19 protein-coding genes are annotated in these 19,098 nt (G+C 71.4%); 7 read left to right on the top strand and 12 right to left on the bottom strand.

Features of this window, described 5'->3' with window-relative positions:
- Positions 1 to 30 precede the first annotated feature (30 nt).
- On the top strand, positions 31 to 1,002 hold the full coding sequence (locus ACZ6AA_RS04155; RefSeq protein WP_468480570.1) for a GlxA family transcriptional regulator: 972 nt from the start codon (positions 31 to 33) through the stop codon (positions 1,000 to 1,002).
- A gap of 31 nt (positions 1,003 to 1,033) precedes the next feature.
- Here ACZ6AA_RS04155 and ACZ6AA_RS04150 read toward each other — a convergent pair whose 3' ends face one another.
- From ACZ6AA_RS04150 to ACZ6AA_RS04105, 10 genes are all read right to left on the bottom strand, one after another.
- Positions 1,034 to 2,413, bottom strand: coding sequence for a bifunctional albaflavenone monooxygenase/terpene synthase (locus ACZ6AA_RS04150; protein ID WP_468451610.1), 1,380 nt, complete (start codon positions 2,411 to 2,413; stop codon positions 1,034 to 1,036).
- Positions 2,410 to 3,525, bottom strand: a complete 1,116-nt coding sequence (locus tag ACZ6AA_RS04145; RefSeq protein ID WP_468451609.1) for a terpene synthase family protein — start codon at positions 3,523 to 3,525, stop codon at positions 2,410 to 2,412. The genes ACZ6AA_RS04150 and ACZ6AA_RS04145 overlap by 4 nt, the downstream gene beginning before the upstream one ends.
- 427 nt (positions 3,526 to 3,952) lie before the next feature.
- Positions 3,953 to 4,603, bottom strand: coding sequence for a peptide deformylase (def, locus tag ACZ6AA_RS04140; protein ID WP_468451607.1), 651 nt, complete (start codon positions 4,601 to 4,603; stop codon positions 3,953 to 3,955).
- Between the two features lie 106 nt (positions 4,604 to 4,709).
- Entirely contained in the window at positions 4,710 to 5,690 is a 981-nt protein-coding gene (locus ACZ6AA_RS04135) for a tetratricopeptide repeat protein (protein ID WP_385721180.1), read from the bottom strand.
- A gap of 164 nt (positions 5,691 to 5,854) precedes the next feature.
- Complete coding sequence (locus ACZ6AA_RS04130; protein ID WP_468451605.1) at positions 5,855 to 7,159, bottom strand: HD-GYP domain-containing protein; 1,305 nt, start codon at positions 7,157 to 7,159, stop codon at positions 5,855 to 5,857.
- A complete protein-coding gene (locus tag ACZ6AA_RS04125) occupies positions 7,156 to 8,514 on the bottom strand; it encodes an HD-GYP domain-containing protein (RefSeq protein WP_471456143.1) in 1,359 nt (452 codons plus the stop codon). The genes ACZ6AA_RS04130 and ACZ6AA_RS04125 overlap by 4 nt, the downstream gene beginning before the upstream one ends.
- Positions 8,515 to 8,750: 236 nt before the next feature.
- Complete coding sequence (rsrA, locus tag ACZ6AA_RS04120) at positions 8,751 to 9,077, bottom strand: mycothiol system anti-sigma-R factor (RefSeq protein ID WP_468451601.1); 327 nt, start codon at positions 9,075 to 9,077, stop codon at positions 8,751 to 8,753.
- Complete coding sequence (locus ACZ6AA_RS04115) at positions 9,074 to 9,748, bottom strand: sigma-70 family RNA polymerase sigma factor (protein WP_030359848.1); 675 nt, start codon at positions 9,746 to 9,748, stop codon at positions 9,074 to 9,076. The genes rsrA and ACZ6AA_RS04115 overlap by 4 nt, the downstream gene beginning before the upstream one ends.
- Before the next feature lie 221 nt (positions 9,749 to 9,969).
- Positions 9,970 to 10,704 carry an alpha/beta hydrolase family protein gene (locus tag ACZ6AA_RS04110; protein WP_468451599.1) on the bottom strand — a complete coding sequence of 245 codons (735 nt, stop codon included), beginning with the start codon at positions 10,702 to 10,704 and terminating at the stop codon, positions 9,970 to 9,972.
- 1 nt (position 10,705) lies between these two features.
- Positions 10,706 to 11,521 (bottom strand): SOS response-associated peptidase, encoded by an 816-nt coding sequence (locus ACZ6AA_RS04105; RefSeq protein WP_471456140.1) that lies wholly within the window; start codon positions 11,519 to 11,521, stop codon positions 10,706 to 10,708.
- A 49-nt stretch (positions 11,522 to 11,570) separates the two neighbouring features.
- Between ACZ6AA_RS04105 and ACZ6AA_RS04100 the strand changes: the two genes are divergently transcribed.
- From ACZ6AA_RS04100 to ACZ6AA_RS04085, 4 genes are all read left to right on the top strand, one after another.
- Positions 11,571 to 12,293, top strand: coding sequence for a M50 family metallopeptidase (locus ACZ6AA_RS04100; RefSeq protein WP_468451595.1), 723 nt, complete (start codon positions 11,571 to 11,573; stop codon positions 12,291 to 12,293).
- Between the two features lie 125 nt (positions 12,294 to 12,418).
- A complete protein-coding gene (gene aroA / locus ACZ6AA_RS04095) occupies positions 12,419 to 13,735 on the top strand; it encodes a 3-phosphoshikimate 1-carboxyvinyltransferase (RefSeq protein WP_471456138.1) in 1,317 nt (438 codons plus the stop codon).
- Positions 13,736 to 13,750: 15 nt separating this feature from the next.
- Complete coding sequence (rsgA, locus tag ACZ6AA_RS04090) at positions 13,751 to 14,761, top strand: ribosome small subunit-dependent GTPase A (protein ID WP_468451591.1); 1,011 nt, start codon at positions 13,751 to 13,753, stop codon at positions 14,759 to 14,761.
- Between the two features lie 152 nt (positions 14,762 to 14,913).
- Complete coding sequence (locus tag ACZ6AA_RS04085; RefSeq protein WP_016645400.1) at positions 14,914 to 15,237, top strand: DMT family transporter; 324 nt, start codon at positions 14,914 to 14,916, stop codon at positions 15,235 to 15,237.
- Positions 15,238 to 15,247: 10 nt separating this feature from the next.
- On the opposite strand, the gene ACZ6AA_RS04080 is transcribed toward ACZ6AA_RS04085, so the two are convergent.
- Positions 15,248 to 15,853 carry a TetR/AcrR family transcriptional regulator gene (locus tag ACZ6AA_RS04080; RefSeq protein WP_468451589.1) on the bottom strand — a complete coding sequence of 202 codons (606 nt, stop codon included), beginning with the start codon at positions 15,851 to 15,853 and terminating at the stop codon, positions 15,248 to 15,250.
- 147 nt (positions 15,854 to 16,000) lie between these two features.
- On the opposite strand from ACZ6AA_RS04080, the gene hisN reads away from it, so the two are divergent.
- A complete protein-coding gene (gene hisN, locus ACZ6AA_RS04075) occupies positions 16,001 to 16,801 on the top strand; it encodes a histidinol-phosphatase (protein WP_468451587.1) in 801 nt (266 codons plus the stop codon).
- Positions 16,802 to 17,012: 211 nt separating this feature from the next.
- Complete coding sequence (locus ACZ6AA_RS04070) at positions 17,013 to 17,411, top strand: CBS domain-containing protein (RefSeq protein ID WP_471456134.1); 399 nt, start codon at positions 17,013 to 17,015, stop codon at positions 17,409 to 17,411.
- 133 nt (positions 17,412 to 17,544) lie between these two features.
- Here the strand turns inward: ACZ6AA_RS04070 and ACZ6AA_RS04065 are convergent, their stop codons facing one another.
- Positions 17,545 to 18,996 carry a catalase gene (locus ACZ6AA_RS04065; protein WP_471456132.1) on the bottom strand — a complete coding sequence of 484 codons (1,452 nt, stop codon included), beginning with the start codon at positions 18,994 to 18,996 and terminating at the stop codon, positions 17,545 to 17,547.
- Positions 18,997 to 19,098: the final 102 nt, after the last annotated feature.

Raw genomic sequence — 19,098 nt, 5'->3', positions numbered from 1 at the left:
TTCCTGCCAGCCCTGCGGCACACTGGCAGGATGCTGAACAACGTGGCCGCCGTCGTGCTCGACGGCGTGCATCCCTTCGAACTCGGCGTCGTCTGCGAGGTGTTCGGCCTCGACCGCAGCGACGAGGGACTGCCGGTGTACGACTTCGCGGTCGCCTCCGCCGAGGGCCCTCGGCTCTCCACCCACGCCGGGTACTCGATCACCACCGCGCACGGCCTGGACCGCCTGGAAGAGGCCGACCTCATCACCGTCCCGGCCGGCGACTCCTACGTGACCAGGGAGTTTCCGCCCGACCTGCTCGACGCCCTGCGCCGCGCCGCCGACCGCGGCGCCCGGGTGCTCAGCGTCTGCACGGGTGTCTTCGTGCTCGCCGCCGCCGGGCTGCTCGACGGACGGCGGTGCGCCGTGCACTGGCGGCACGCCGAGGAGCTGAAGCGGCGCCATCCGCGCGCGATCGTCGAACCGGACGTGCTGTACGTCGACGAGGACCCGGTCATCACCTCCGCGGGCACCGCCGCGGGCATCGACGCCTGCCTGCACCTCGTCCGCAGGGAGAACGGCACGGAGGTCGCCAACGCCATCGCGCGCCGGATGATCGTCCCGCCGCACCGCGACGGCGGCCAGGCCCAGTACATCGAGCGGCCGCTGCCCCGCACCCGCTGCGACACCGTCGGCGGCGTGCTCGCCTGGATGGAGCGCCATCTCGACCGGGAGCTGACCGTCGACCAGCTCGCCGCCCGCGCCCATATGTCGCCGCGTACGTTCGCGCGCCGCTTCCAGCAGGAGACGGGCACCACGCCCTACCGCTGGCTGCTGCGCCAACGGCTTCTGCACGCCCAGGAGTTGCTGGAGGCCACGGACGAGACGGTGGACGCGATCGCGGGCCGCTCCGGCTTCGGGAACGCCGCCGCGCTGCGCCATCAGTTCGTCCGCGCGCTCGGCACGACGCCCAACGCCTACCGGCGTACGTTCCGCGGGCCCGAGGCCGACTCGGCCGCCTGACGGCGGGGGCGAGTCGGCCGCGGGCCCCGGGTCAGCGGCGTTCGGCGCGCAGGACCAGCTTCTTCGGGTGCAGCGTGATGCCGACCTTGGTGGCCGTGTCGGTCGCGTCGACCGGGGTGAGGCGCCACTTCGGCAGGACGGTGGCCAGGATCAGGGTCAGCTCCGCCAGACTGAAGTGATCTCCGGGGCACTTACGGTTGCCGACACTGAACGGCATCATCGCGAACTCCGGCACGCTCGCGGCGCGTTCCGGATTCCAGCGGTCCGGGTCGAACTCCAGATGCCGCTCGAACGAACGCGGATCGCGCTGCATCGCGTACACGCTGTAGACGATGTCCGCGTCGGCCGGAATGCGATAGCCGCCGAGACTGGTCTCGGCCACCGAGCGGCGCGTGAAAATCCACGCGGCCGGACGTATACGCATCGCCTCCGTGACGACATTGCGGGTGTGCGGCAGCTCCATGAGATCGGCGAAGGCCACCGGGCGTCCCGACGTCACGGAATTTACTTCTTCAACCAACCGCCTTTCCTGCTCGGGGTGTTCGGTGAGCAGATGGAACGTCCATGCCAGCGTGGACGCGACATTCTCCGCACCCGCGACCACGAGTGAGACCACATGGTCGTGGATCTCCTGATCGGCGATCGGCTCCCCGGTTTCGTCGCGCGCGCGGAGCAATTCGGCCAGGAGGTCCTGTTCCTGGCCGGTGCCGAGGGCGCGGCGTTCGGCGATGATCTCGTCGACGAGCGCGTGCAGGTCCGCGAGCGCGCGCTCGAAGCGCCGGTTGGCGGGGGTCGGCACGCGGTAGAGCGGGCCGACGGAGAGCACCATGCGGCGGTAGAGACCTTCGAAGACGGTGTGCAGCGAGTCGCTGATGCGGTCCGCCTTCTCACCGATCGAGTCGACCTCCAGGAGCGAGCGGGACACGATGCGCACGGCGGTGCGGAACATCTCCGCGCTCACGTCCACCGTGCTCCCGTGGTCCCAGCGGGCCGCCGTCGCCTGTGCCTCCTCGGCCATCACGCGCGCGTAGTCGGCGATGCGCTCGGGGCGGAACGCGGGCTGCATCATGCGCCGCTGGCGGCGGTGCAGCGGGCCGTTGCTGGTGGCCACGCCCTTGCCGAGCAGGACCTCCAGGGTGTCCCAGAGAGGTCCGCCGACGATGTACTCCGGGCTCTTGAGCATCCGCCCGACCAGTTCGGGATCGCACACCGCGTACGCGGTCTTCGGCCCCAGCCTGATCCGGACGAGATCTCCATGGTCACGCAGGGCGGCGAGGAAGCCGAGCGGGTCGCGCACCAGGTTCCAGGCGTGGCCGAGAACCGGTGCTCCGCCCTGTACCAGCGGTGGGGTGCGGAGCTGCGCGGTGGTCGTGGTCGCGGGTATCGCGGAGGCCGTGGATTCGACGGTCATTCTTCACCACCAGAGGGATCGGTTTCTGCCAGGTCGGTGCTCGGGAATTCGGGAACTCCGGCGTCGGACACATACGGGGGAAGGGCCCTGTCGTCCCAACTCTCGACGCGATACCTGCCGGATTCATGGTGGAACCAGTACACGGAACTGAACCAGTTCCGCATATTGAAGACACAGGATGTGAGCGCGGCGCCGATGCGTTTTCCGTACGCCCCCTCGGCCGCCATTCCATCGGCCAGCAGAAGGAGTTCCGGCTCCACCGCCAGGAAATCACTGACACAATCGCTCACGCGCCGGTGCACTTCCGCCACCGTCTCCTGGAGCGAAAGACCCTCGTGCTGCATGAGGGATATTCCGAGGTTGTGCACCTCGTCGCCCGCAAGCTCCTTGGGAAGCGAGCAGAGGTCGTTGTACCAGGCGGAGAAATCCTGGGTCGCGAGCGCCGCCGCGCGATATGCCGGGTGTTTACGGACGGCGTCCGGCAATTCACAGCGCGCGGTGGGTTCGAGCAGATCGATCCACACCCAGTGCGCGAAAGTGAGGCGCCGCAGTTCCACGTACGCCTCGACGGCCGGGACGGTCCCGGTACGCCGGTTGCCGAACTCGTGGTCGTAGGCGTCGATCACCGGGTGGAAGTGCCGGGCGAACCGCGCGTTCCAGCGTGGCCCGAGGTGCGAGTAGAGCCTCAGGACACAGTCCGCGAAACCCGCGACCAGTGGGTCCGGATGGACCAGTTGCTGCCTCGGGTGCTCCAGTGTCGCGTGCAGTCCCTGGCACAGCCGCCGCCACTGCGCCGTCCTGCCGTGCACCGCATCCCGATCGTGCCGGTCGTCCCAGCCGAAGAACCAGGAGCTCAAGTCCGCGATGGCTTCGAGCAGTTCGTCCGGGGCACCGATGTAGTACCCAGCGACCAGGTCGGTGTAGCAAAGGCCGTCGGCATATGCCGCAACCTTGTCGGGGGGCATGAGCCGCTTTTCCAGGAGCCATGCCCGCGAGTTCTCCTGAAGCTTTGGCCAATACGGATGGAGATGACGAGGAAACTCCGACTCCACCACCGGAAGGGCCAGTGGGGGCGGTACCGATACCGCCCGCGTTCGAACGACTGGACGCATCGGCCCAGTCGGCTTGCGGCGTTGCCGTGGTACGCGTTCCGCCGCATATGCCGGAAGCCTTGTCGGTTCCCGTGCCGTCCGGTCCGACTGCGAAGTGCTGTGTGAGGAAGCAGGCACGAACAAACCCCTCTCGACCGCCTGAGGACACACGCCCCTCCCGCCGTGCCGGGCGCGCGCCGTTGCGTATCCCCGCGCTTTCCATTCAGCACCACAACTGACCGTTCAGGGAACAGATTTGCGCCATTCACTACCCCGGTGTGCCGAGAACATCCCCTTAAGTGACTGAATCTGGATCACCGGCGTCCGATCGTGGGCCAGTCCTGTCCGGTTCTGCACGGGCACGCCAACGGCCCCTGGTCAGTGGGGTGTTCCCGACCAGGGGCCGCTGCTGTCACGTACTTCCCGTGCGCCTCAACTGGGGCGCAGTTCAGTCATTCGGCACCACGGGGTAGCGCGGTGTGCCCTCTTCCATCTGCCGCAGCGCGTCCTTGCGCTCCCGCTTGGAGAGACGGTCGATGTAGAGATACCCGTACAGGTGATCCGTCTCGTGCTGCAGGCAGCGCGCGAAGTAGCCGTTGCCGCGCACCTTGACGGGGTTGCCCTGCTCGTCCTGGCCGGTCACGACGGCGTAGTCCGGGCGGGCCAGCGGCGCGTACGCCGTCGGCACGGACAGGCAGCCCTCGCCCGAGTCGTCCAGGCTGCGCTGGTCGGCGGGCAGCTCCTGGAGCACGGGGTTGCACACGACGCCGACGTGCCGGACGCCCTCGTCGTCCATGCAGTCGTAGACGAAGACCTTCAGGTCCACGCCGATCTGGTTGGCGGCCAGGCCCACGCCCTGCGCGGTGCGCTGGCTGGCGAACATGTCGTCGACCAGCTTCGCGAGATCGTCGTCGAAGGCGGTGACGTCCTTGCACTCCTTGTGCAGGACCGGGTTGCCGACGACCGTGATCGGCCGGGAGGTGCCGCGCTCACGGTAGGCCGTCTCGCGCTCCTCGGCGTCCTCCGTGTCGATGACGAAGCCCTCGTCGTCGACCGGGAGCACGCCACCCGTGTAACTCTGCTCAGTGTCCTGCGCCATGTCCGCCGTATGCCTTCTTCCTGGGACTTCCTGGGAACCGCTGCCTGTGGTGCCCGTACAGGGTACGGCGTCCGCACTCACCGGACAGGCCCGCTGCGCCCAGGGGCTAGCAGACCTCCTCCAGGTCCCGCCAGTCCCGCGAGTCCGGGCTGTCGGCGACCCACCCGTCGAGCAGCCCCCGCACGAGCCCGGCCGGCGCGGCCAGGCCGCACTCGCGCTCCGGCACCCACAGCGCCCCCGGGCTGCGATGCCCGAGCGGCCCCGGATGCCCGGGCTCACTGTGGTCGTGGGGGTCGAGGTGCTCCCCGTCCCCCTCGTCGCTCGGCATCCGCGACTCCGAGCACATCCGGCACAGCAGCCGCACGGACGACGACCAGTCCTCGGCGGCGAACCCGGCGTCGGCGGCGAGCCGCTCCAGGGCGTCCCTGTCCTCCTCGGTGGCGGCCTCAAGGAGCACCACCCACGTGGGGACCGGCGAGGGTGCCCACAGCTCGATCTCGTCGAAGACGGGGTACGCGTGCCCGGCGGCCGTGGTCCGCTCGCCGTGCGGCACCCCGTCGTGCAGGACGACCTCGCCCCAGCGGCGCCCGGAGGACGGCAGCGGGATGGAGAGCACCTCTATCCGCGCCGGGTCCAGCCTGCGGCCCCACACGACCTCCGCCTCGCCCTCCGGCGAGAGCCGCACGGCCGCGCTGCCCAGCTCCATGCCCGTGGGCTCGCCGGTGGCGGCGACACCGCCGGGCACCTTCAGGCCGTACGCCTGCCAGGCGCGGCGCGCGAGCGGCCAGTCCTGGAGCGCGGTCGCCGCGATGCCCACGTTCCACCAGTCGGGGGCCCCCGCGGAGCGGTCGAGCAGCGCCACGGCCCTGAGGCCCGCGGCCCGCGCCTGCTCCCAGTCGTGCCGGAACTTGTGCAGGAGCGCGAGGTTGAACCAGGACTCGGACAGCCAGGGTTCGAGATCGGCGGCGCGTGTCAGGAGCGCGCCCGCGTCCTCGTAGCGGCCGTCGCCGATGAGCGTGAACGCCCGGTCGGTGGCCTGCCGCCAGGAGGCGGAGGGCCGGTGCCGTCCCTTGCCGAAGATCCTCACGATTCCCGCCTGCCAGCTCTTGTCGGGGTTTCCCCGCTGCCGTGCTGTCGCGCTTCCGCGCTTCCTTCGCATCCAACCACGGACCGTCGGACGGCCGCTCATTACCCATGGGTTACCCAGCCGGGCACGGGGTCAGACGGCCCGTGGCCCACACCACCGCGCCGTCACCCGCGCTCCCCCGCGGGCCCCTCGCGAAGCCCGCCGGAGCCCTCCTGGGGCGGCTCCGGCGGCCCGGGGGCCTGCCGTCGCTCCCCCGGCCGCCCCCGGCCCCGTGCGAGCACCCGTGCCAGGGCCTCCACGACCTCCGGCTGGTAGTCCCTGCCGGTGGCGAGGCGCAGCCGCTCCAGGGCGCTGAGCGGCCCCTGCGGCCCGTGTTCCCGAGCCATCTCGTCGTATGCGTTCGCGACGCGCACGATGCGCGCGGTGAGCGGCTGGTCGCGGTACGGATCGGCCTGGCGCTCCACGACCACGGCGACGTCGGCGGCGACACCTGTCTGGCGTACGACGGCGCCGCCGAGCAGGGCGATCCGGCGCTGCTCGGCCTCGGGCAGGGCGGCGGTGGCGCCCGCGGGGACGGGGTCGACGAGGGAGAGCTGGCCGATGTCGTGCATCAGGGCGGCGTGCTCGAGGACGCCCAGGTCGGCGCCGGAGAGGCCGAGCTCGCGGCCGGTGGCGCGGCTGAGGTCGGCGACGCGGCGGGCGTGGCCGGGCGGGGTGTATCCGGCGATCTCGGTGGCGCGGGCGAGGGAGGCGATGGTCTGCCGGTAGGTGGTGCGGACGGCCGCGTACCGGCGGAAGGCCAGCTGGGTCAGGAGCAGCGGCAGGCTGAAGACGGGCAGCGCCCACAGCCCGGCCACGGCGACCGCGAGCGCCATCACGGCCCCCGTCGCGCACACGGCCGACCCGATCCCCGCCATGCCCCGCAGTTCGTCCCGCAGCAGCGGCCCGAACGGCCACCCCGACCGGGCGTGCGCCATGGCGGCGGCGAGCACGGCGTCGCACAGCGCGGTGAGCGCGAGCAGTATCACGATGACGGCGGCGTACCCGGGCCCGTGACCGGCGATGGCCGCCAACTGGCCGGAGTTGTAGAGGGGTTGGAAGCACAGCGCGGCGAAGGCCACGGTCAGCACCCGGCGGGCGATGTGGTCGAGGGACGGGCCGCGGCCGAGCGCCACATGCGGCACGGCCGCGACCAGGCCCGCCGCGACGACGACGGCGACGACCTGCAGGACCCCGTGGTGGGTCGGCCGCCCGCCGCACTCGCCGAGCAGGGCGTACGCGAGCGCCCCCGCGGACCCGAGCGGTGCGGGCTCCCGCTCCGCACCGCTCCCCCACCGGGCCAGCTCCCCCACGGCTATGAGCACCCCGAAGGCCAGCGCGACCCCCGGCTCCTCGGCCCCGCTCCACAGGGTCGCCCCGAGCGCCACGGCGGCGAGGAGCCCGGCGGCGGCGCGGACCACACCCGTCACGACGCGGTGGGGGCCACCCCGGCCATGGCGTCCCCGTCCACCCCCGGAGCCACTCCGGCCGCAGTGCCCCCGTCCGCACTGCCCGTCCCGCGCTCCTCGGCACCGTCCCCGGCCGTCACCTCCGAGTCCCACCCGTGGCGGTCCAGGGCCCGCACCAGCGCCCCGACCATCGCCGCGTCGAACTGGACCCCGGCGCAGCGCCGCAGCTCGGCGACGGCGGCCGGGACGGGGCGGGCGCGGCGGTAGGAGCGGGACGAGGTCATGGCGTCGAAGGCGTCGGCGACGGCGACCACGCGGGCGGACTCGGGGATCTGGGTGCCGGTGAGGCCGTAGGGGTAGCCGCTGCCGTCGATGCGTTCGTGGTGGTGCAGGATCGCCGCCCGCGCGTCGCCGAGGAAGCCGATGCCCCGGACCATCTCGTGCCCGTACTCGGGGTGCAGTTCGATCACCCGGCGCTCCTGCGGGGTCAGCGGTCCCTCCTTGCGCAACAGCCGGGTGGGGACGCCGAGTTTGCCGACGTCGTGCAGGATCCCGGCGAAGCGCAGCACCTCCACGCGCTCGTCGGCCATGCCGAGTTCGCGGGCGATGAGGACGGCGGCGCGGCCGACGCGCTCGCTGTGGCCGCGGGTGTAGCGGTCCTTCAGGTCGACGGCCTGCACGAGCGCGCGGATGGTGGCCCGGTGGGCGGCGCGTTCGCGGTGGTACTGGGCGAACACCCAGCACGAGACGCCCATCGGAAGCAGCACGAGGAGGGCGGCGGGCGGGCCGTAGGGGCTCTGCCACAGGACGGCCATCATCAGCCCGGCGAGCCCGTGCACGGCGACGGGTGCGAGCGAGCGGGGCAGGGTGCCGCGCCAGGCGGTCCGCGCGGGCACCCGCTCGGCCGTCACGAGGATCCCGCCGTCGAGCGCGGCGAGGACCCCGGCGAAGGCGAGCACGGCGGCCGCGGCGGGCAGCAGGACGTACGGGAAGTGGGGCGGCGATGCGGCCCCGGGCCCGCCGAGCACGGCGTACGCCTGTCCCGAAGCCCAGGCGGCCAGGGCGAGTTGGGCGGCGCGCCAGGCCCGGCGCAGCCATCGCGGCCGCCGCTCGACGCGGGCGCACAGGGCTCCCGGTACGGCGACGAGGGCGGCGGCCGCGGGCGGCAGCAGGAAGACCCCGGCGAGCAGGACGGGGAAGAACGTGCGGGCGGCGACCTCGTGCCGCACGGCGCGCTCGCCCCCCGCGTACAGGGCGGCGAGCAGCGCGACGACGGTCCACCGGGTGTCCGGGCCGAGCGCGGGCGCGACGCAGGCGGCGCCGCCGAGGGCGACGCACAGGACGTATCCGCGGGCCCGTGCCGGAACCGAGCGCATGGCCGCCTCCTCCCCGATCCAGGTCCGGAGATCCGGAGACTAGAACGGGGTTCGGGCATGCCACGGCTCGCAGCCGCGAATTAGCACCTTCGAGTGAGAAAGCGCGTAAGAAAGAAGAGAAACGAACGTCCGACGGCTGAATTCCGCCGCCCGAACGGCTCAGCGAGTCACACCCGCACCGCCCGCCCGCGCCGCCCCGACCGGATCAGGGGCCAGATCAGGGCCCAGAGGCCGGATCAGGCCTCGGTGACCCTGGCGGCCGCGCCGTCCACGGGCGTCGCCGTCAGGTCCTGGTCGGGGACCGCCTGGCCCGAGCGGATCAGGTCGATCCGGCCCATGACCTTGGCCCGCAGGTCGGCGGGCACGTCGTCCTGGCCGCAGCAGCGCTTCACCAGCTTCTTGACCGCCTGCTCGAGGCCGTACTTCTCCAGGCACGGAGAGCACTCCTCGAAGTGCGTCTCGAACTTGGTGCAGTCACTGTCCGGCATCTCGTGGTCCAGGAACTCATAAAGATGGTCCAGGACCTCACTGCAGTCAGTCTCGTGCGGCTCTCCGCAGCTCATGAGCCCGAGCCTTTCGCTTCGTTCGACTCCCCGGCACCGGCCGGGACCAGGCCGCGGTCACGCGCGTAGTCCTCCAGCATGCCGCGGAGTTGGCGGCGGCCGCGGTGGAGACGGGACATCACCGTACCGATGGGTGTACCCATGATGTCGGCGATCTCCTTGTACGCAAAGCCCTCTACGTCCGCGAGATAGACGGCGATGCGGAATTCCTCCGGAATCGCCTGCAGCGCGTTCTTCACGTCGGAGTCCGGCAGGTGGTCGAGCGCCTGCGACTCGGCCGAGCGCAGACCGGTGGACATGTGCGACTCGGCGCGCGCGAGCTGCCAGTCCTCGATCTCCTCGGCGGCGCTGCGCTGGGGCTCGCGCTGCTTCTTGCGGTACGAGTTGATGAACGTGTTCGTGAGGATGCGGTAGAGCCAGGCCTTGAGGTTGGTGCCCTCGCGGAACTGGTGGAACGACGCGTACGCCTTCGCGTAGGTCTCCTGGACCAGGTCCTCCGCGTCCGCCGGGTTGCGCGTCATGCGCAGCGCCGCGGAGTACATCTGGTCGAGGAAGGTCAGCGCGTCCCGCTCGAAGCGGGCCGTGCGCTGCGCGGCCGTCTCCTCGGGCTGCCCGGACTGCTCGGCGTGGCCGTTCTCGGTCCCTGCGTCGGTCCCAGTGACCGGACCCACCTCCTCCAACGACGTGGCGGGTCCGAAAGCGGCCCCACTCGAATCGGAGGATAGACGACGACCCGCACCGCGCGCCGCCCGAATAGGCGTGGCCTTGGGCGCGCTCAGCACCGTCCACTCCAGGTCAGACGTGGTGGAGCGGTTCGGGCAGATGGTCGAACCCATGCGGCGGACTCCCTCTAGTACGAACGGCTTGTGCAGTCTGTTCCGCACAACAGCGGTCACCGCTTCACCATTCCCGCGGTCCATGCGACGACGGCGTCCGTGATGAGTTTCACCGCTTCGTCCTGAGAGAGGTCCGCTTTCTTCGGTACGGAGAAGCCGTGGTCCGCGAAAGGGATCTCGACGAGATCGTACGAGCCCTTGCCGCTCTCGGCGTTCTTGTTGCTCTTGGCGCTCTTGGCGTTCTTCGTGTCCGGGAACTCCGCGGGCTTGCCGAAGGGGTCGTTGCCGCCCTGGACGACGAGCGTGGGCACGCCCGCGCCGAGCAGTTCGTCCGCGCGGGACTTCTCCGGCTTGCCGGGCGGGTGCAGCGGGAAGCTGAGCGCGAGCACGGCCGCCGCGCCCAGTTCGCCCGCGGTGCGGCAGGCGACCCGGGCCCCGGCGCTGCGGCCGCCCGCGATCACCGGGAGGCCGGGCTCGGCGAGCGCGGGCCACAGGCCGCGCCAGCCGACGTCGAGGGTCTTGGGGGCGGGCGCCACCTTCTTGCCCGCGACACGCCACGGCTGCTCCACCAGGGCCACGGTCACGCCGTGCGCGGGCAGCTCGGCGGCGAGGGCCTGGAGGTCCTTGGCCTCGATCCCGCCGCCGGCGCCGTGGCTGACGGCGAGGACGAGCCGTGCGCCCTCGGCGGCGTACCAGGTGATCCGCGCCTCACCGGCACCGGTCTCCACTGTCTCCACGGACTTGGCCGACTTGGCCGACTTGGCCGACTTAACGGTCTCGCTCTTGGTCACGTCAGAAGAGTGTGCCCTCTTCCGGAGCCTCCAGCTCCGTCAGCAGCTCCGGTCCGTTGTTCTTCACACTGCTCACCGCCGTGGACACCGGGTAGGCCCGCATCAGGCCGTGCGGGGGCGGCTCCAGGAGGGAGCGCAGGTCGTCCACGTCCGTGCGAGCGGGGTCGAGCCAGGCGTCCCAGCGGTCGGGGGTCAGCATCAGCGGCATACGCGGGTGGATGTCCGCGAGCGCCTGCGGGCCTTCCTTGGGGCCGACGGCCAGCGGGGCGGTCTCCGCCTCCGTGGTGATCACCGAGCAGGTCACCCACCAGGAGAGGGGGTGCTCGTCGGGGAGCGTCTTGTCGCGCCAGAACTCGTACAGCCCCGCCATCGCGAACACCGACCCGTCGGCCGGGGTCACGAAGTACGGCTGCTTGCGGGGCCGCTTCTTCTTGCCCTCGACCTCGAGCTCCCGCTCGGCCTCGCCGGTCACCCACTCGTAATAGCCGTCCGCGGGCAGCACGCACCGGCGCGTGGTGAAGGCCCGCCGGTACGACGGCTTCTCGTGCACCGTCTCCGCGCGCGCGTTGATCATCCGCGCGCCGCCCTCGGGCGTCTTCGCCCAGGACGGTACGAGTCCCCACTTCAGCTTGCGCAGCTGACGAACCGGACGGCGGTCCTCGGCGTCCTTAAGAGGGCGGTCGAGGACGGCGTAGACCTCTTTGGTGGGAGCGACGTTGTAGTCGGGCTCCAGGGCCTCTTCCGGCTCCCACTTCTCGATCTCAAAGATTCCTGCGAGATCCTCGGGCCTACGACTCGATGCATACCGTCCGCACATACGTGCCAGACTGCCACGCCACGGCCGACGTTAGGGAGCCAACGAAGCAATGCACACCACCGCTTCCGCCAGCCTGGGCGATCTCTGGGACCGCCTCACCGGCACGCAGGCCGCCCCCGAGCAGTGGCTGGTGTTCGTCACCGCGGCCGTCGCCCTCGCCGCCGTCCTGCCGCACGCCGTCTGGCGGGTCTCCCGCAACGCCGTCACCATCGCCCACGAGGGCGGCCACGGCCTGGTCGCCCTGCTCACCGGGCGCCGCCTGGACGGCATCCGGCTGCACTCCGACACCAGCGGCCTGACCGTCAGCCGCGGCAGGCCCACCGGCCTCGGCATGATCCTCACCGCCGCCGCGGGCTACACGGCGCCGCCGCTGCTCGGCCTCGCGGGCGCCGCGCTGCTCGGCGAGGGCCGCATCACGGCGCTCCTGTGGGTCGCCACGGCCCTGCTCGTCGCCATGCTGGTGATGATCCGCAACGCCTACGGCGCGCTCACCGTGATCATCTCGGGCGGGGTGTTCCTCGGCGTCTCCTGGCTCGCGGACACGGACGTGCAGGCGGCCTTCGCGTACACCGTGGTGTGGTTCCTGCTGCTCGGCGGCGTACGTCCCGCCTTCGAGCTGCAGTCCAAGCGCAGGCACGGGGGCGCCGGGGACTCCGACGCGGACCAGTTGTCGCGGCTCACGCACGTTCCGGCGGGGATGTGGCTGTTCCTGTTCCACGCCGTCTCGCTGTGCTCGCTCATAGGGGGAGCGCGCTGGATGCTCACGGTGTGACATCCGGCGGACGGCCCGCGGTCACCCCGTGGTGGCCCGGTACTCCCCGCCCGTTCTCTGTTTCGCCTGGGTTTCGCCACATTTGATCAAGATTCGCGGTCGGCGCCAGCCACTAAAGTGTGGGCATGACCGTGAACCCGACACACACCGCCCTCTGGCCCGCCCCGCACGCGAGCGGAGCCGTCGCCGCGACGGTCCACGTGCCGGGGTCGAAGTCGGTCACCAACCGTGGCCTCGTCCTCGCCGCGCTCGCCGCCGAGCCCGGCTGGCTGCGCCGCCCGCTGCGCTCCCGCGACACCCTCCTGATGGCGGCCGCGCTGCGCGCCATGGGGGTGGGCATCGAGGAGGGCGTGGGCCCCGACGGCTCCGGTGAGGCCTGGCGTGTGATCCCCTCGGGCCTGCGCGGCCCCGCCACGGTCGACGTCGGCAACGCGGGCACGGTCATGCGCTTCCTGCCGCCGGTCGCCGCGCTGGCCGACGGCCCGATCCGCTTCGACGGCGACCCCCGTTCGTACGAGCGCCCCCTGCACGGCGTGATCGACGCGCTGCGCGCCCTCGGCGCCCGCATCGACGACGACAGCCGTGGCGCCCTGCCCCTGACCGTGCACGGCGGCGGCGCCCTGGACGGAGGCCAGGTCGAGATCGACGCCTCCTCCTCGTCCCAGTTCGTGAGCGCCCTGCTGCTCTCGGGCCCGCGCTTCAACCAGGGCGTGGAGGTGCGGCACGTGGGCAGCGCCCTGCCGTCCATGCCGCACATCCGGATGACCGTCGACATGCTGCGCGCGTGCGGCGCCCAGGTCGACACCCCCGAGGCCGGCGGCGAGCCGAACGTCTGGCGGGTCACGCCCGGCGCCCTGCTCGGCCGTGACCTGACCGTCGAGCCGGACCTGTCCAATGCCCAGCCGTTCCTGGCCGCGGCCCTGATCACCGGCGGCCGCGTCACCGTCCCCGACTGGCCCGCGCGCACCACGCAGCCCGGCGACGCGCTGCGCCGGATCTTCACCGAGATGGGCGGTTCCTGCGAGCTGACCGAGCAGGGCCTGACCTTCACCGGCTCCGGCTCCGTCCACGGCATCGACGTCGACCTCAGCGAGGTCGGCGAGCTGACCCCCGGCATCGCCGCCGTCGCCGCCCTCGCCGACTCCCCCTCCACCCTGCGCGGCGTCGCCCACCTGCGCCTGCACGAGACGGACCGCCTGGCCGCGCTCACCAAGGAGATCAACGAGCTGGGCGGCGACGTCACCGAGACCGCCGACGGCCTGCACATCCGCCCGCGCCGGCTGCACGGCGGCGTCTTCCACACGTACGACGACCACCGCATGGCCACCGCGGGCGCGATCATCGGCCTCGCCGTGCCCGGCGTACAGATCGAGAACGTCGCGACCACCGCCAAGACGCTGCCGGACTTCCCCGAGCTGTGGGCCGGGATGCTCGGGAACTGACGGGCGATCACGACCATGCGCCGCTACGGCAAGAACCCGGACGAGGACGACATCCGCGTCCGCCCCAACCGCAAGGGCAACCGCCCGCGCACGCACATCCGCCCCAAGCACGAGGACGCCGCCGAGGGCATGGTCCTCACCGTCGACCGGGGCCGCCTCACCTGCCTCGTCGAGGACCGCGTCATCCATGCGATGAAGGCCCGTGAGCTGGGCCGCAAGGCCGCCGTCGTCGGCGACCGCGTCGCCATCGTCGGCGATCTGACCGGCAAGAAGGACACCCTCGCGCGCATCGTCCGCATCGAGGGCCGCACCTCCGTCCTTCGCCGCACCGCCGACGACGACGATCCCTACGAGCGCGTGGTCGTCGCCAACGCCGACCAGCTCGCCATCGTCACCGCCCTCGCCGACCCCGAGCCGCGCCCCCGCATGATCGACCGCTGCCTCGTCGCGGCCTACGACGGCGGCCTCACCCCGCTCCTCGTCCTCACCAAGTCCGACCTCGCTCCCCCGGACAAACTCCTGGAGCTGTACGGCGACTTGGACATCCCCTATGTCGTCACCAACCGCGAGGAGCTGGAGAACGGCGACGCCGCCGACCGCGTGCGCGCCGAACTCGCCGGGAAGATCACGGCGTTCGTCGGCCACTCCGGCGTCGGCAAGACGACCCTGGTCAACGCCCTGGTCCCGCCGGAGCGGCGGCGCAGCACCGGCCATGTGAACGCGGTGACGGGACGCGGCCGGCACACCACCACCTCCGCCCTCGCGCTGCCCCTGCCCGACGACGAGGGCTGGGTCGTCGACACCCCGGGCGTGCGCTCCTTCGGCCTGCACCACGTCGACCCGTCGCGCGTCATCCACGCCTTCCCCGACCTGGAGGCCGGCACGGAGAACTGCCCGCGCGCGTGCAGCCACGACGAGCCGGACTGCGGACTCGACGCGTGGGTGGCCGAGGGGCACGCGGATCCGGCGCGCCTCTACTCGCTGCGGCGGCTGCTCGCGACGCGCGAACGGCACGAGGGCGACTGATCGGCACCGAACTCCATCAGCACTGAACTCCGTCGGCCCTGAACTCCGCGTTGTTTACGCCCCCGTCGCTCCGGTAAGTGCATAATCGCACCAAGATTGATTCAAGCTTTGGTGAAGCGGTCACGGAACGTACGGACGTGGGAGGCACAACCATGGCGTGGCTGCTGGTCATCGTCGCCGGGATCCTCGAGACGGGCTTCGCGGTCTGCCTGAAGCTGTCCCACGGCTTCACCCGCCTCTGGCCCACCATCGCGTTCGCGTCCTTCGCGCTCGGCAGCTTCGGGCTGCTGACGCTCGCCCTGAAGAAGCTGGACGTGGGGCCCGCGTACGCGGTCTGGACCGGCATCGGGGCCGCGGGCACGGCGATCTACGGCATGATCTTCCTCGGTGACCTGGTCTCCACGCTGAAGATCGTCTCCATCTCGCTGGTGATCGTCGGCGTCATCGGCCTCCAGCTGTCGGGCTCGGCGCACTGACGCCGGCCGGCTAGCGGCCCGCCGCCCCCGCGATCACCCTCCGCACCAGCCGCGCCGGGTCCTCCTCCCGCCCCGCGGGCGCCACCACGTACGACAGCGCCACCCGCACCGCGCTCTCGCAGGCCCGCGCCAGCTCCTCCGTCTCCGAGGGGCGGCCGCGCTCCGTGAGGGCGGCCATCGCGCGGTCCCTGACCTGGGCCAGGAGTTCGGCGGGGGTGGGCACGCCCGCGTCGGCGCGGCGCTGGGCGGGGACCGGGGAGCTGGACACGGCCGCCCGGCTCGGCATCGGCAGGCGCTCGCCCCAGAAGCCGGTGAGCACCGCACGGACCAGGACGTTGTCGCGCGCCGCCCCGATCGTCCACGCGCTCACCGCCGCGAGCCGGTCCACGGGGTCGCGGGCCTGTGCGAGCGCCCGCTCGACGCCGCGCAGATACGTGTCGGTCTCGCGCCGGAGCAGCGCCCGGGCGAGGCCGTCCTTGCTGCCGAACTCGTTGTAGAGGGTCTGCCGGGACACCCCGGCGACGGCTGCCACATCGACCATCCGCACCCCGGCCCACGGCCTGCGGGCCAGCGCGGTGTAGGCCGCGTCCAGCAGTGACTCCCGCGCTGCAGGCATCGTCGCCTCCCGCTGCCCCGGGCCTGGACGGCCCTTGCGGTCCTGTTCGCCAGAGTTGACGCGCCCGCGGGCACTGTCAAGGGTTCCTGCGGGCACCGCCCGATACGCGCTGTGGCTCGTGCGAAACGGGATCGATACTGTTCACCCATGCCCGACTACCACGATGATCTGCGCCTCGCCCACGTCCTCGCGGACGCCGCCGACGCCGCGACCATGGACCGGTTCAAGGCCCTCGACCTCAAGGTCGAGACCAAGCCGGACATGACGCCGGTCAGCGAGGCCGACAAGGCCGCCGAGGAGCTGATCCGCGGCCAGCTCCAGCGGGCACGGCCGCGGGACGCGATCCTCGGCGAGGAGTACGGCGTCGAGGGCACGGGCCCCCGCCGCTGGGTCATCGATCCGATCGACGGCACCAAGAACTACGTACGCGGCGTACCCGTCTGGGCCACGCTCATCTCCCTCATGGAGGCCGGCGAGGGCGGATATCAGCCGGTGGTCGGCGTCGTCTCGGCGCCGGCGCTCGGCCGCCGCTGGTGGGCGGCGAAGGGCGGCGGCGCGTACACGGGCCGCAGCCTGACGTCCGCGACGCGGCTGCGCGTCTCCGAGGTCTCGCGGCTCCAGGACGCCTCGCTCGCGTACTCCTCGCTGAGCGGCTGGGAGGACCAGGGCCGCCTCGACGGCTTCCTCGACCTCACCCGGGCCTGCTGGCGCACCCGTGGCTACGGGGACTTCTGGCCGTACATGATGGTCGCCGAGGGCTCCGTCGACCTGTGCGCGGAGCCGGAGCTGTCGCTCTGGGACATGGCGGCGACCGCGATCGTCGTCACCGAGGCGGGCGGCAGCTTCACCGGCCTCGACGGCACCCCCGGCCCGCACAGCGGCAACGCGGCGGCGTCGAACGGCCTGCTCCACGACGAGCTGCTCGGGTACCTCAACCAGCGCTACTGAGGTGAGGCGGCGCTTCCCGCGCCGGCGAACTGACCCCGTACGCCCTCTTGTTGACACCCCGCGCGGCTGCGACTCTGAGAGCTCCCCCACTTGTGAACTTGTGAACCCGTTCTCCAAGTCGATGACGGGGAGGCCTTCCTCCGCCGTCAAGCGGAGGCAATCCTTCGCCATCGCACGGACCACGGGTTCACCAAGGAGGTGGCTCCAGCCCATGCTCGTCCGCGACGCCATGAGCACGATGGTCCTCACCATCGGCCCCGCCCACACCCTCCGGCAGGCGGCCCGGCTGATGTCGGCCCGCCGCGTCGGCGCGGCCGTCGTCCTCGACCCCGACACCTACGGCCTCGGCATTCTGACCGAGCGCGACGTCCTCATCTCCCTCGGCCTCGGCCAGGACCCCGACACCGAGACCGCGGGCACGCACACGACGACCGACGTCGTCTTCGCCGCGCCGACCTGGACCCTGGAGGACGCCGGCGACGCGATGTCGCACGGCGGGTTCCGGCACCTCATCGTGCTCGACGGCGACGAGCCGGTGGGCATCGTCTCCGTACGCGACATCATCCGCTGCTGGGCGCCGATACGCCGCCGGGCGACGACCCTGGCCTGAGCACAACGGCGCCTGTGCGGACGACATCCGCACAGGCGCCGCACGAAACAGCAACCATCAATTGAGCAACCCCCACGCCGAGAAACCAGGTCCGCGAGAGCGGCGCCGGTTTAGGCGCAGAAGGGGAGGGGCGCTAGCCCCGTAGGGCCTGGACCGCGGCTTCCAGGCGCTTGCCGAAGTCACCGTCCGCCTTGCGGAAGTTGTCGATGGCTCGCTCGGCGATGTCGTCGCGGGAGACGCCCGCGATGTTGCCCGCGAGGTTCTCGATCAGACGCGCCTGCTCGTCCTCGGACATCAGCCGGTAGAGGTTGCCCGCCTGCACGAAGTCGTCGTCCTCGGCGTGGCTCGGCGCCTCGTGGTTGCCGGTGCCGCCGCTGACGGGGGTGGACGCCCACAGCGCGCGGTCCGTCTGGAAGGGGCCGCCGAAGCTGTTCGGCTCGTAGTTCTTCGCGCCCTTGTGTCGGCCGTCGTACAGGAAGCCGTCCCGGCTGTTCGTGCGCGCCTCGGTGGCGTGCGGGCGGTTCACCGGCAGGTGGTCGGCGTTGATGCCGACGCGGTACCGGTGGGCGTCGCCGTACGCGAACAGGCGGCCCTGGAGCATCTTGTCCGGCGACGGGCCGATGCCCGGCACGAAGTGGGCGGGGCTGAAGATGGACTGCTCGACCTCCGCGAAGATGTTCTCCGGGTTGCGGTTGAGTTCCAGCTTGCCGATCTCGACCGGCGGGTAGTCCTCGTGCGGCCACACCTTGGTGAGGTCGAAGGGGTTGAAGCGGTAGTTCGCCGCTTCGGCCGCCGGCATGATCTGCACCTGCACGGTCCAGGACGGGAACTCGCCGCGCTCGATGGACTCACGCAGGTCGCGCTGGTGGGAGTCCGGGTCCTTGCCCGCGAGGACCTCGGCGTCCGCGGCGGTCAGGTTCTTGATCCCCTGGTCCGTCTTGAAGTGGTACTTGACCCAGAAGACCTCACCGGCCTCGTTGGTCCACTGGTACGTGTGCGAGCCGTAGCCGTTCATGTGGCGGTACGACGCCGGGATGCCGCGGTCGCCGAACAGCCAGGTCACCTGGTGGGTGGACTCCGGGCTGAGCCCCCAGAAGTCCCACACGTTGTCGGCTTCCTGCGAGCCCGTGTACGGGTCGCGCTTCTGCGTGTGGATGAAGTCGGGGAACTTGATGGCGTCCTTGATGAAGAACACCGGGGTGTTGTTGCCGACGAGGTCGTAGTTGCCCTCCTCGGTGTAGAACTTCAGCGAGAAGCCGCGCGGGTCGCGCACCGCGTCGGGCGCGCCGAGGTTCCCGGCCACCGTGGAGAAGCGGAGGAACGTCTCCGTCTCCTTTCCGACCTCGGAGAGGAACGCGGCGCGCGTGTACTTCGTGACGTCCGCGGTCACCGTGAAGGTGCCGTACGCGCCCGCGCCCCGGGCATGCACGACGCGCTCCGGGATGCGCTCGCGGTTGAAGTGCGCGAGCTTCTCCAGCAGAAGCTGGTCCTGGATCAGCATCGGCCCGCCGACGCCCGCGGTCTCACTGTTCTGGTTGTCCGCTACCGGCGCGCCGGTCTCCGTGGTGAGGGGTCCCTGCGTCACGTGCGCCTCCTGCGTCATTTGGTGCAAGTCCTGTCCCTTGGCTGATGCCGAACTCGATCCTACAATAGACAATGTCTAAGTCAAGTAAGCTTCCAAAGTCAC

It is taken from the genome of Streptomyces sp. NPDC040610 (assembly GCF_055594065.1).
Note: the sequence above shows the minus strand (reverse complement) of the source record. Positions and strands in the feature narration are given on the sequence as shown.

Excerpts from the sequence above, each read along its gene's own strand:
- ACZ6AA_RS04155 (WP_468480570.1), top strand. The coding sequence starts at position 31 with ATGCTGAACAACGTGGCCGCCGTCGTGCTCGACGGCGTGCATCCCTTC.
- ACZ6AA_RS04150 (WP_468451610.1), bottom strand. The coding sequence starts at position 2,413 with ATGACCGTCGAATCCACGGCCTCCGCGATACCCGCGACCACGACCACC.
- ACZ6AA_RS04145 (WP_468451609.1), bottom strand. The coding sequence starts at position 3,525 with ATGCGTCCAGTCGTTCGAACGCGGGCGGTATCGGTACCGCCCCCACTG.
- def (WP_468451607.1), bottom strand. The coding sequence starts at position 4,603 with ATGGCGCAGGACACTGAGCAGAGTTACACGGGTGGCGTGCTCCCGGTC.
- ACZ6AA_RS04125 (WP_471456143.1), bottom strand. The coding sequence starts at position 8,514 with ATGCGCTCGGTTCCGGCACGGGCCCGCGGATACGTCCTGTGCGTCGCC.
- rsrA (WP_468451601.1), bottom strand. The coding sequence starts at position 9,077 with ATGAGCTGCGGAGAGCCGCACGAGACTGACTGCAGTGAGGTCCTGGAC.
- ACZ6AA_RS04105 (WP_471456140.1), bottom strand. The coding sequence starts at position 11,521 with ATGTGCGGACGGTATGCATCGAGTCGTAGGCCCGAGGATCTCGCAGGA.
- ACZ6AA_RS04100 (WP_468451595.1), top strand. The coding sequence starts at position 11,571 with ATGCACACCACCGCTTCCGCCAGCCTGGGCGATCTCTGGGACCGCCTC.
- aroA (WP_471456138.1), top strand. The coding sequence starts at position 12,419 with ATGACCGTGAACCCGACACACACCGCCCTCTGGCCCGCCCCGCACGCG.
- rsgA (WP_468451591.1), top strand. The coding sequence starts at position 13,751 with ATGCGCCGCTACGGCAAGAACCCGGACGAGGACGACATCCGCGTCCGC.
- ACZ6AA_RS04085 (WP_016645400.1), top strand. The coding sequence starts at position 14,914 with ATGGCGTGGCTGCTGGTCATCGTCGCCGGGATCCTCGAGACGGGCTTC.
- ACZ6AA_RS04080 (WP_468451589.1), bottom strand. The coding sequence starts at position 15,853 with ATGCCTGCAGCGCGGGAGTCACTGCTGGACGCGGCCTACACCGCGCTG.
- hisN (WP_468451587.1), top strand. The coding sequence starts at position 16,001 with ATGCCCGACTACCACGATGATCTGCGCCTCGCCCACGTCCTCGCGGAC.
- ACZ6AA_RS04070 (WP_471456134.1), top strand. The coding sequence starts at position 17,013 with ATGCTCGTCCGCGACGCCATGAGCACGATGGTCCTCACCATCGGCCCC.